The following is an 11770-nucleotide window of genomic DNA, read 5'->3' as shown; positions in this document are numbered from 1 at the left end:
CATGGTGACGGCGGCCCGGGACGTGGCGACCGTACAGGCCGCGATGCGGCACGGCGCGCTCCAGTACGTGGTGAAGCCGTTCAACTTCGCGGGGCTGCGCGCCAAGCTGGAGGCGTACGCGACCCTTCGCACGGCCCTGGAGGGCGGGGGTGAGGCGGAGCAGGCCGAGGTGGACCGGATCTTCGGGACGCTGGCGGCCGGCACGGTCGCCCCCGACCTGCCCAAGGGCCACTCCCCCACGACGGCCGAGCTGGTCCGTCAGGTGCTGCTCGCCGCCGGGGGCCCGCTCTCCGCCCAGGAGATCGCGGACCGGGCGGGCGTCAGCCGCCAGACGGCGCAGCGCTACCTCAAGCTCCTGGAACGTACCGGGCGGGTCCGGCTCTCGCTCCGGTACGGGGAGACGGGGCGTCCCGAGCACCGCTACACCTGGGCGCCCTCCGCGCCGTCGGCGGGTCTCTGACCGGACCGCGTCCTGGCGGCGGCGCGGGAGGTCCGAGCGGGCCGTGTCAGACGGCGCCGGCTCCCGTCAGCGCCCTGACCTCGGTCTCGGCGTGCCGCGCCGCGTCGGCCGGTTCGGGTGAGGTGACCGTACCGATCCAGCCGGCGAGGAAGCCGAGCGGGATGGAGACCACTCCGGGGTTCTGCAGCGGGAAGACGTGGAAGTCGAGGCCGGGGAAGACCGCCTCCGGGCTTCCCGAGACGACCGGCGAGAGAAGGACGAGCAGCACCGCCGGGACCAGGCCTCCGTAGACGGACCAGACCGCCCCACGTGTGGTGAACCGGCGCCAGAAGAGGGAGTAGAGCAGCACCGGAAGGTTGGCGGAGGCGGCGACCGCGAAGGCGAGGCCGACGAGGAAGGCCACGTTGAGGTCGCGGGCGAGGAGTCCGAGGCCGATGGCGGCCGCCCCGATTCCCGCGGCGGCGAACCGGGCCACCGTCACCTCGCTGTACGGCGTGGAGTGGCGGCGGCGCAGCGACCGGTACAGGTCGTGGGCGACCGAGGCCGAGGAGGCCAGGGTGATGCCGGCGACGACGGCGAGGATGGTGGCGAAGGCGACGGCGGCCACGACGGCGAACAGCACGGTGCCGCCGGTGGAGCCGGCGCCTCCGCCGAGGTCGAGGGCGAGCAGCGGTACGGCGGTGTTGCCGGAGGCGTGCGAGGCGCGCACGGCGCCGGGACCGATGAGGGCGGCCGCTCCGAAGCCGAGGACGATGGTCATCAGGTAGAAGCCGCCGATGAGGCCGATGGACCAGACGACGGACCGGCGGGCCGCCCGGGCGGTGGGCACGGTGTAGAAACGGGACAGGATGTGCGGCAGGCCGGCGGTGCCCAGGACGAGGGCGAGACCGAGGCTGATGAAGTCCAGGCGGGCTGTCCAGTCGCCTCCGTAGCGCAGGCCGGGGGCGAGGAAGTCCAGGCCGTGGCCGCTGCGTTCGGCGGCGGTGGAGAGCAGGGCGGTCACGTCGCCGTGGAAGCGGAGCAGGACGAGCACGGTGAGGGTGATCGTGCCGGCCATGAGCAGGACGGCCTTGACGATCTGGATCCAGGTGGTGGCGCGCATGCCGCCGAGCGACACGTAGATCACCATCAGGGCGCCGACGCCGACGACGGTCCAGGAGCGGGCCGCCTCGCTGGTGCCGCCGAGGAGCAGGGCCACGAGGCTGCCCGCGCCGACCATCTGGGCGACGAGGTAGAGCACCGAGACGACCACGGAGGAGCTGCCGGCGGCGATCCGTACGGGCCGCTCGGCCATGCGGGCGGCGATGACGTCGGCGAGCGTGAACCGTCCGCAGTTGCGGACCAGTTCGGCCACCAGGAGGAGGACGACCAGCCAGGCCACGAGGAAGCCCACGGAGTACAGCATGCCGTCGTAGCCGTAGAGCGCGATCAGTCCGGAGATGCCGAGGAAGGAGGCGGCCGACATGTAGTCGCCGGCGATGGCGAAGCCGTTCTCCAGCGGGGAGAAGAGCCTGCCGCCGGCGTAGAACTCCTCGGCGGAGCCGTGCCGGTGCCGGCTGACCCAGGTGGTGATCCCCAGGGTGACGGCGACGAAGACGCTGAACAGCACCAGGGCCAGGGTCTGGTGGCTTCCGGTCATCGCGGCGCCACCCCCCGGGTCATCTCCTGGGTGTCCCAGCGCAGCTCGAGGGCGGCGCGGTCCCGGCGCAGCCGTGCGTGGCGCGCGTACGCCCAGGTCAGGAGGAAGGTCGTGAGGAACTGCCCGAGTCCCGCGACCATGGCGACGTTGACCGACCCCGCTACGGGGCGGGCCATGAGACCCGGCGCCGCCGTGGCGGCCACGACATAGGCGAGGTACCAGAGGAGGAAGGCGAGGGTCGCGGGGAACACGAACCGGCGATAGCGGCGGCGCACCTCCTGGAAGGCGGGGCTCCGCTGGACCTCCAGATAGATCTCGGCAGCGCTGTGGACCCGCTGCCGGGGCACCCCGTCCGCCGGGCCGGCGCCGGGCGCCGTGGCCTCCTCGTACGTGACCCCGGCGGACGGCACCGCCTCGTACCAGGGGTCGTCGGCCCGTGTCGTCGCGACGCCGGGCCCCTCCTGCTTGTCCACCTGCTCCACCGGCCAACTCTCCTTGTCAGCGAACCGTTTCGGCCGCTTGCCCAAGGATGGACAGAGCAGGAAGATCTCGGACTCTTCTCCCCCTTCGCTTCACCCCATCAGGTGACTTCGTCCCCACGCGCCCTGACGGGGCCGGGCCGATATGCGTACCGCGTCCGCCCGGCCCGCCCGGCCACGGCCGGTCCTCCCCGCGGGGAGGACCGGCCGGTTCAGGCGTCGATGCGCGAGCGGTCGAGGGTGGCGGCGGAGCTGGTGATGAACTCCTTGCGGGGCGCCACGTCGTTGCCCATGAGGAGGTCGAAGACCTGCTCCGCGGAGTCCAGGTCGCCGATGTTGATCCGCCGCAGGGTGCGGTGGCGCGGATCCATCGTGGTCTCCGCGAGCTGGTCGGCGTCCATCTCGCCCAGGCCCTTGTAGCGCTGGATGGTGTCCTTGTAGCGGACGCCCTTGCGCTGGAACTCCAGCAGCGTCTGCCGCAGCTCGTTGTCGGAGTACGTGTAGACGTACTTGTCCTGGCCCTTCTTGGGCTGGACCAGCTCGATGCGGTGCAGCGGGGGCACGGCGGCGAAGACCCGGCCGGCCTCGACCATGGGACGCATGTAGCGCTGGAAGAGGGTCAGCAGGAGGGTACGGATGTGGGAGCCGTCGACGTCGGCGTCGGTCATCATGATGACCTTGCCGTAGCGGGCGGCGTCGATGTCGAAGGTGCGGCCCGAGCCCGCTCCTATGACCTGGATGATCGCCCCGCACTCCGCGTTCTTCAGCATGTCGGCGACGGACGACTTCTGGACATTGAGGATCTTGCCCCGGATGGGCAGCAGCGCCTGGAACTCGCTGTTGCGGGCCAGCTTGGCCGTGCCGAGCGCGGAGTCGCCCTCGACGATGAACAGCTCGCTGCGCTCCACGTCGTCGCTGCGGCAGTCGGCGAGCTTGGCCGGCAGGGACGAGGACTCCAGCGCGGTCTTCCTGCGCTGCGCCTCCTTGTGCTGCCGGGCGGCGATACGGGTCCGGGCCGCGGAGACGGCCTTCTCCAGGACGGCCCGGGCCTGGGCCTTGGCGTCCCGCTTGGTGGAGGTCAGGAAGGCCTTGAGCTCCTTGGCGACGACGTTCGCCACGATCCGGCGGGCGGCGGACGTGCCGAGGACCTCCTTGGTCTGCCCCTCGAACTGCGGCTCGGCGAGGCGGACCGTCACGACGGCCGTGATGCCTTCCAGGGCGTCGTCCTTGACGATGTCGTCCTCGGCGACGCGGAGCAGCTTGGCGGAGCGCAGCACCTCGTTGACCGTCTTCGTGACGGCCTGCTCGAAGCCGGAGACGTGGGTGCCGCCCTTGGGGGTGGCGATGATGTTGACGAAGGACTTGACCGTGGAGTCGTATCCGGTGCCCCAGCGCAGGGCGACGTCGACGCCCAGCTCGCGGGTGACCTCGGTGGGGGTCATGTGCCCGCGGTCGTCGAGGACGGGGACGGTCTCCTTGAAGGTGCCCTGGCCGGTGAGGCGCAGGACGTCGCAGACGGCCTTGTCCTGGGCGAGGTACTCGCAGAACTCGCTGATGCCCCCGTCGAAGCGGAAGGTCTCCTCGCTCTTGCCCACTCCGTCCAGGTCGCGCTCGTCGCGGACCACGATGGTGAGGCCGGGCACGAGGAAGGCGGTCTGCCGGGCGCGCTGGTGCAGCGTCTCCAGGGAGAGCTTGGCGTCCTTGAGGAAGATCTGGCGGTCGGCCCAGTAGCGGACCCGGGTGCCGGTGCGCGTCTTCGGCACCCGCTTGGTCTTGCGCAGGCCGTTGCCCGGGTCGAAGGGGCTGTCGGCGCCCTGCTCGGTGAAGATGCCCGGCACACCGCGGCGGAAGCTGATCGCGTGGGTCGAGCTGTTCCGGTCGACCTCGACGTCGAGACGGGCGGAGAGGGCGTTGACGACGGAGGCGCCGACGCCGTGCAGACCGCCGGAGGCGGCGTAGGAGCCGCCACCGAACTTGCCGCCGGCGTGGAGCTTGGTCATGACGACCTCGACGCCGGAGAGACCGGTCTTCGGCTCCACGTCGACCGGGATGCCGCGGCCGTTGTCGCGGACCTCGACCGACCCGTCGCCGTGGAGGATGACCTCGATGTGGTCGCAGTAACCGCCGAGGGCCTCGTCGACCGAGTTGTCGATGATCTCCCAGAGGCAGTGCATGAGGCCGCGGCTGTCGGTGGACCCGATGTACATACCGGGACGCTTGCGAACCGCTTCGAGCCCTTCCAGTACGAGCAGGTGCCGCGCGGTGTAGTTGGAACCGTCACGGTCTGCGGTCAGCAGCGCACTGGACGGCACGGACGTTTCGGCGGTCACGCGGTTCGCTCCTCGCTGAATTTGAAATCCTGGCCCGGTGGGTAAGGCCCGGCGTCGTTCACCGGTCAGAGGGTACCGATGCCTGGTAGAGCCGTTGCCACGCCACCCACCGGTTTCCTCATGCTAGTCCACGGTCGCATGGGTGTTCGATCCCTCGAAGGGGTGACGTGAACATCACGTTCCCTTCCAGGCATGAACCATTTAGGCTCCGGGCACGTCCTCATGAACAACCGGCAACCGCGCCGGGAGGACGGACCGACACCAGCAATGCGAAATCCGTAGAGCGACGCAATACGGCTCATTCGCCGCCAACCGGCAGCAGACAGCCACCTCGGGAAAAAGTTTCGAGGAAAAGCCAGGAGCGGGAACGTTTTCGGCCTGGTTGGATGTTGACCCTGGTACGACAGCTCGTCGAGCTAGAGAAGAGGCGACGTGACTACTGTTCTGACCCCCGCGAGCCCCCTGACGGCCGCTGACCGCTGCGACCGCTGCGGCGCCCAGGCATACCTGCGTGTCGTCCTGACCAGCGGAGGTGACTTGCTCTTCTGCGCCCACCACGGTCGCAAGTTCGAGCCGGAACTCAAGAAGATCGCCGTTGAGATACAGGATGAGACGGACCGGCTCACCGACGTGCCGGCCCGCACGGTGGGCGACGAGCACTGACGCCTCCGCGCTTCATCCACGACGAGCCAAGGGCCGGTCGCTAACCGGACGGCGGGCGGCCACCCCCGCGCACATGGGGGGTGGCCGCCCGTTCTCGTACCCTCCGCCCGCGCGGAGACGCCCTCAGAACCGCTCGGGCAGCACCGCGGAGACCCGCGTGTAGACCCCCGGGTTCTCCGCCTGGCCACAGCCGCTCCCCCAGGACACCAGGCCGACGAGCAGGCCCTCGGCCACCAGCGGGCCGCCGCTGTCCCCCTGACAGGCGTCCCTGCCGCCCCGCGGGTCACCCGCGCACAGCATCGTGTCGCCCCGGTACGCCACACCACCGCCCGCCGGATACGCCCGCTCACAGGCCGCGTCCGGCAGCACCTCCACGCGTGCGGTGCGCAGGGTGGAGGTGTAACTCCCGTTGCCGCTCGTGTCACCCCAGCCGTAGACGTCCGCCGGCGTGCCCGGCGCGTGGGCCGCGTCCCCCGGCCGGGCGACACCGATCACGTACGACGCCGGCAGCGGGCTCGCCAGGGTGAGCACGGCGAGGTCCCCGGAGTTGGTCGTCGGATCGTAGTCCGGGGCGACCCAGGTGTGGGAGATCCGCACCTCCTGGCCGCCCTCCCCACGCAGCTCCGCACGCCCCGCGATGACCGCCAGGTCGCGTACCTGCCACGGTTCACCGCCGAGTACCTCGCGGCCCAGGCAGTGGGCCGCGGTGAGCACCTTGGTGGGTGCCACGACGACGCCACCGCAGAACTGTCCGGCGCGGTTACCTCCGAACCGGTCACGGCTGGACAGCGCCACGACCCACGGGGCGTCCGTGATGCGGGCGGGTCCGCCGCCCACCACGACACTGTCGGCAGCGACGGGGGAGGCGCCCACCACCTGCCCCGCCGCCGCCACGATCACGCCGAGGGCACCTGCCACTGCTCGTGCGAAGGGACCACGCATGGAGCCTCCTGACTCTCCGCTGTTGTCGGTTCACCCAGCGTCCAGCACACACGGAGAGCCCGCACCCGCGCACGCCGAAGGGCCCGGTTCCCCCTTTCGGGGGGCCGGGCCCTTCGGTCGCGCTTTCGATCAGTCGAGGTAGTCGCGCAGAACCTGCGAACGCGACGGGTGACGCAGCTTCGACATCGTCTTCGACTCGATCTGGCGGATCCGCTCACGGGTCACGCCGTAGACCTTGCCGATCTCGTCCAGCGTCTTCGGCTGGCCGTCGGTGAGGCCGAAGCGCATCGAGACGACGCCCGCCTCGCGCTCGGAGAGCGTGTCCAGGACCGAGTGCAGCTGCTCCTGGAGGAGCGTGAAGCTGACCGCGTCCGCCGGAACGACCGCCTCGGAGTCCTCGATGAGGTCACCGAACTCGCTGTCGCCGTCCTCACCCAGAGGGGTGTGCAGCGAGATCGGCTCACGGCCGTACTTCTGGACCTCGATGACCTTCTCCGGGGTCATGTCGAGCTCCTTGGCCAGCTCCTCCGGGGTGGGCTCACGGCCCAGGTCCTGGAGCATCTGGCGCTGCACGCGCGCGAGCTTGTTGATGACCTCGACCATGTGCACCGGGATACGGATGGTGCGGGCCTGGTCGGCCATGGCGCGGGTGATCGCCTGACGGATCCACCAGGTGGCGTACGTGGAGAACTTGTAGCCCTTGGTGTAGTCGAACTTCTCGACGGCGCGGATCAGACCCAGGTTGCCCTCCTGGATCAGGTCCAGGAAGAGCATGCCGCGGCCCGTGTACCGCTTGGCCAGCGAGACGACCAGTCGGAGGTTGGCCTCCAGAAGGTGGTTCTTGGCCCGGCGGCCGTCCTCGGCGATGATCTCCAGCTCGCGCTTGAGCTTCGGGGCGAGCTTGTCGGAGTTGGCCAGCTTGTCCTCGGCGAACAGACCGGCCTCGATGCGCTTGGCGAGCTCGACCTCCTGCTCGGCGTTGAGCAGCGGGACCTTGCCGATCTGCTTCAGGTAGTCCTTGACCGGGTCGGCGGTGGCACCGGCCACGGCGACCTGCTGGGCGGGAGCGTCGTCCTCGTCCTCGTCGGACAGCACGAAGCCCTTGTTCTCGCCCTCGGCCTCCTCGTCCTCGCCCTTGCCGGGCGCGACGTCCTCGAGCAGCTCCTCACCCTCGAGCAGCTCGTCGGCGTCCTTCTTCGACGCGGTCTTCTTGGCCGCCGTCTTCTTCGCGACGGTCTTCTTGGCCGTGGCCTTCTTGGCGACGGTCTTCTTCGCGGCCGCCTTCTTGGCGGGCGCCCCGGCCTCGTCGGACGGGTCGGTGCTCTCGCCCGCCGGGGCCGCCGCGCCGGACGCGACGGTCGACTTCGTCACGGTCGACCTGGCGGTGACGGTCTTGGTGGCGGTGCGCTTGGCAGGACTCTTCGCTGCGACGCTCTTGCGGGCGCGCTTCGGCGACTCCGCTGCACTGACCATCAGCGTCACACCCTCTTCCTCGAGGATCTGATTGAGGCTGCGCAGAACATTCTTCCACTGGGTTGGCGGAATCTGGTCAGCCTCGAAGGCCCGACGCACGTCATCGCCGGCGATCTGCCCATCAGCCTTTCCCCGCTCGATGAGCGCCATCACAGACTCGGACTCGGCGATCTCCGGCGGGAGCGTACGGGATGTGCTGGCCGACACGAACAACCTCTCGGAACGATGGAAACGGCTTCCGGCCCCGCCCTGATCGGGCCGGAGCCGACGACGTCGGCGGGGAATGTGCCGACGGCGCGGGCTGGACCGGGGAACTGCACAGCGCCTCCGTCGGCTGCTGTATTCCTTCCTCGGCCGTCACCTCTTAGGTCATCGCACGGGTCGGAGGAGTGTTACGCCCAATCTTCGTGGCCCGAGTCACACCCCACGCAGGACGGAACCTGTCCAAAGAGGAGGATAGGTACACATTCCGTGCCACCGGCGCCTGGCGCTCCCCGGGGAACCCCGCCGGGCTCCCCGGACCGCGCTCGGGCCGGCGGCACGCGACGCGCGGATCTCCGCACTCCCGGCCATGGACCGCCGGTCAGTGTTCGCGGGGGGCGGGGACGACGCGCTCCACCTCGGGGTGGACCGTCAGCAGCTGCCGCATGGCCGTCTCGGCGCCGTGGGCGTCGCCCGCGGCGAGCGCGTCGACGATCCGGGCGTGGTGCGTGAGGCAGGCCTCGCCGGGTCGGTCGCAGGCGGTGACCGGACCCCCGGACACCTGGAGCGCCGCGGCCACGATGCCGGAGAGGTGCTCCAGCATCCGGTTTCCGGCGAGCTGGATGAGGAGCGAGTGGAACTCGGTGTCGGCCCGGGAGAAGGTGAGGGCATCGCCCTGCGCGTACGCGTGCCCCATGATCTCGACCATGTCGGCGAGACGCTGCTGGACGTCCTCCCGGCCGTGGCCGGCGGCGAGGCGGGCCGCCAGGGGCTCGATCGTCCAGCGGAGCTCGTTCAGCTCGCGGCGCTGGTCGTCACGCTGGGGGCCGTAGGCGCGCCACTCGATGATGTCGGGGTCGAGGAGGTTCCAGTCGCTGACGGGCCTGACCCGGGTGCCGACGTTGGGGCGGGCGCTGACGAGGCCCTTGGCCTCCAGGACGCGCAACGACTCGCGCACGACCGTGCGGGAGACCTCGAAGCGCTGGCCGATCTCCTCGGGGACGAGGGGGCGGTCCGCGCCGAGGTCCCCGGAGACGATCATCTGGCCGAGCTGCTGGACGAGCTGCCCGTGCAGGCCCCGTCCGCGGCTGCCGGTGGCGCGGCGGCCGACCCGTCCCAGGTCGGTTTCCACCCCTTCCCAGGAGGACGGGGCCACGCGGTCGGCCCCGGGCGCCTCCGTGTAGGTGTAGCGGTCGAGATCGCCCGGGGCGCCGAGGCCGGACTCGACGGAGCGGGCGGCGGTCATCATGGTGTGCGCAAGGGTACTCACGCATCCTTTGTCGGCGTGCCCTCCATCTCCCTTGAGGTCTTTGGTGAAAAGCACACGAAAGGGTGATCAGCACCTGCTACACAATTGACGATTACCCGGACATAAACGGCACCCTTCATGGGAGTTGTCGAAGATTCGGACGGTTTCACGTCCGGAGTGATCACCAACGGGCGTTCCGGCGAAGCCCCGTGAGCACATATGCGCAGAGGAGACCGCTCAAGGTGAGCGAGAGGGCCATCCCCGAGGGCTGGCCGAGCACGCTCAGCGCCCCCTTCAGCCAGCGGTCCACGGCCGGGGGCCACAGGGGGCCCGCGAACTCACGGAGCCGCGCGGGGAGTCCTGCGACCGAGCGGACCGAGGGCCCCGTGAGCACCGTCTGCAACAGCGGGACGAAGGCGACGGGAACGGCGAGGACGGCGGCCACCCCGGCGGCGGCCGCCCGGAACACCCCCGCCCCGAGCACTCCCGCCCAGGCACAGCCGACGAGCAGGCCCAGCCAACGTGCGCCCATGGACGGCCAGTTCGGCGGTACGGAGATCAACTCGCCACCGAAGAACAGCCTCAGCGCCCCGAGGTCGGCCGCCACGGCCACCGTCCCGAGAAGGACCGCGACCGCCGCCGCCACCGCCAGTTTGGCCAGCAGCAGTCCCAGCCTGCGGGGCACGGCGCCGCGTCCGGAGGTGAGGGCGGGGTAGCGGTACTCCTCCCCGAAGGAGAAGGCGCCGAGAAGCCCCGCCCCGAGGGCCGCCGGCGGCAGCGGAAAGAGCGCCGGCCAGCCGGCCAGCACCGCCGGGAGATCGGTCCGGCCGCCGCGCCCGAGGAGCAGGGCGCACACGACGGAGGCGACGAGGGCGCCGACCAGGACGAGAGGGGTGGCGGGTACGCCGGTGAGCCGGCGGACCTCGTACCGCAGCGGACGCAGCGGCGACCGGGCGGGCCTGCGGGCGGCGGCCCCGGGTGCCGGGGCGTCGCGCCCGCGGGACGCCGGCGTGGCCCCGGACGCCGGGCGGGGAAGCGTGGAGGCCGGGGGCCCCGCTCCGGCTCCGGCTCCGGCTCCGGGGAGCTCGGCCGTCGGGGCCGGGCCGGTCTCCTCGGTGAGCCGGTGGACGAGCACGCCGTGCCGGAAGGCCGTCTCCCCGATCGCCGCGCAGTCGCTGCCGTACACGGACAGGCGGTTGCCGGACTCCGCGACCACCTCGACCGGCCGCCGGGCGGCCCGCGCTTCCTGGGTCAGGGCCGCGGCGAGGCGGGCGGCGTGCGGGGTGCGGACGGCGACCCGGGGGCGCAGCCTGGTGCGGGCGAACTCCGTGACGTCCTGGTCGGCGGCCTGCCGGCCGCCGACCAGGGACACCACCCGGTCCGCGTTCCTGGCGGCGTCCCTGGGGTCACCGGTGGTGTAGAGAACCGTCCCGCCGCCCTCCGCGTGCGCCCGCAGGAGGCGGTGGATCCAGGCGCTCTCGGCCGGGGAGAGGCCGGCCGTCGGCTCGTCGAGCAGCAGGGCGTGAGGGTCGCCCAACAGGGCGCACGCCAGGCCGAGTCGGCGTTCCGCACCGCGCGGGAGGGTGCCGAGGCGGCTTCCCTCGAATTCGGCCAGCCCGAGGGCGCGGACCAGCTCCTCCACCCGCGCGACCGGGGCCCCGGCCGCCGCACCGAGCATGCGCAACTGGCTCCTCAGCGTCCGGGAGGGGTGCCCAGGGACGTCACCGAGGAGGACGCCGACCTCACGCGCCGGGTGGGCGATCCGGTGCAGTGGCCGGCCTCTGAAGTACGTGATCCCGCGGCCCGGTTCGAGTTCGAGCATGAGCCGGAGGGCCGTGGTCCTGCCGGAGCCCGGCGGGCCGAGGAGGGCGGTCACGTGGCCCGGCCGGGCCTCGAAGGTGAGGTCGTCCACAGCCGGAGGGCGACCACGGCGGGGGGTGCTGGTGAGTCCGATGGCCTGGAGCATCGCTTCTCTCGCGGTTGAGGTCACCGCTCCGCGGCAGGGCGGCGCTACCGCAGCAAGATAACGCTACATTTCGGACTTTCGGCGCAGGGTGGGGCCGTGGGGCAGTGGTCCCGCCTTCTGTCAGACCTCCGGACGCAGCATGGGCGGGTTGAGCAGGGTCGCACCACCCGCCCTGAACAACTGGGCGGGCCGCCCTCCCTGACGGGTCGTGGTACCCCCGGCCGGGACGAGGAAGCCGGGTGTACCCGTCACCTTCCGGTGGAAGTTGCGCGGATCGAGGGACACGCCCCAGACCGCCTCGTACACCCTGCGCAGCTCACCGACCGTGAACTCCGGCGGGCAGAAGGCGGTGGCGAGCGAGGAGTACT

9 protein-coding genes and 1 pseudogene are annotated in these 11770 nt (G+C 71.2%); 2 read left to right on the top strand and 8 right to left on the bottom strand.

What is annotated here, in order from left to right:
* The coding region (locus RIF68_RS12540; protein ID WP_309051282.1) for an HTH domain-containing protein at positions 1 to 460 on the top strand (460 nt) is incomplete at its 5' end.
* 46 nt (positions 461 to 506) lie between these two features.
* Here the strand turns inward: RIF68_RS12540 and RIF68_RS12535 are convergent.
* From RIF68_RS12535 to RIF68_RS12525, 3 genes are all read right to left on the bottom strand, one after another.
* Positions 507 to 2099 carry a cation acetate symporter gene (locus RIF68_RS12535; RefSeq protein ID WP_309051281.1) on the bottom strand — a complete coding sequence of 531 codons (1593 nt, stop codon included), beginning with the start codon at positions 2097 to 2099 and terminating at the stop codon, positions 507 to 509.
* Positions 2096 to 2572: a DUF485 domain-containing protein gene (locus RIF68_RS12530; RefSeq protein ID WP_375165133.1), complete on the bottom strand. Its 477-nt coding sequence runs from the start codon at positions 2570 to 2572 to the stop codon at positions 2096 to 2098. The genes RIF68_RS12535 and RIF68_RS12530 overlap by 4 nt, the downstream gene beginning before the upstream one ends.
* Before the next feature lie 218 nt (positions 2573 to 2790).
* A complete protein-coding gene (locus RIF68_RS12525) occupies positions 2791 to 4908 on the bottom strand; it encodes a DNA topoisomerase IV subunit B (RefSeq protein WP_309051279.1) in 2118 nt (705 codons plus the stop codon).
* 432 nt (positions 4909 to 5340) lie between these two features.
* Here RIF68_RS12525 and RIF68_RS12520 point away from each other — a divergent pair, with 432 nt between their 5' ends.
* The gene (locus RIF68_RS12520) at positions 5341 to 5571 is read left to right on the top strand and encodes a hypothetical protein (protein WP_030211728.1); all 231 of its coding nucleotides are present in this window, start codon (positions 5341 to 5343) and stop codon (positions 5569 to 5571) included.
* 123 nt (positions 5572 to 5694) lie between these two features.
* Here RIF68_RS12520 and RIF68_RS12515 read toward each other — a convergent pair whose 3' ends face one another.
* The 5 genes and pseudogenes from RIF68_RS12515 to RIF68_RS12495 form a co-directional block, all read right to left on the bottom strand.
* Positions 5695 to 6513: a serine protease gene (locus RIF68_RS12515; protein ID WP_309051278.1), complete on the bottom strand. Its 819-nt coding sequence runs from the start codon at positions 6511 to 6513 to the stop codon at positions 5695 to 5697.
* Positions 6514 to 6642: 129 nt separating this feature from the next.
* Complete coding sequence (locus RIF68_RS12510; protein ID WP_309051277.1) at positions 6643 to 8193, bottom strand: RNA polymerase sigma factor; 1551 nt, start codon at positions 8191 to 8193, stop codon at positions 6643 to 6645.
* Positions 8194 to 8569: 376 nt separating this feature from the next.
* Positions 8570 to 9457, bottom strand: coding sequence for a FadR/GntR family transcriptional regulator (locus RIF68_RS12505; RefSeq protein ID WP_309051276.1), 888 nt, complete (start codon positions 9455 to 9457; stop codon positions 8570 to 8572).
* Between the two features lie 160 nt (positions 9458 to 9617).
* Complete coding sequence (locus RIF68_RS12500; protein WP_309051275.1) at positions 9618 to 11402, bottom strand: ABC transporter ATP-binding protein; 1785 nt, start codon at positions 11400 to 11402, stop codon at positions 9618 to 9620.
* 120 nt (positions 11403 to 11522) lie between these two features.
* Positions 11523 to 11770, bottom strand: a pseudogene (locus RIF68_RS12495) (DNA hydrolase); the annotation flags it as partial.

The sequence above is a fragment of the Streptomyces sp. genome, assembly GCF_031178505.1.
In the GTDB taxonomy this organism is placed as follows: Bacteria; Actinomycetota; Actinomycetes; order Streptomycetales; family Streptomycetaceae; genus Streptomyces; species Streptomyces gulbargensis.
The sequence above is the reverse complement of the archived record's forward strand: the minus strand, read 5'-3'. Positions and strand labels throughout refer to the sequence as shown.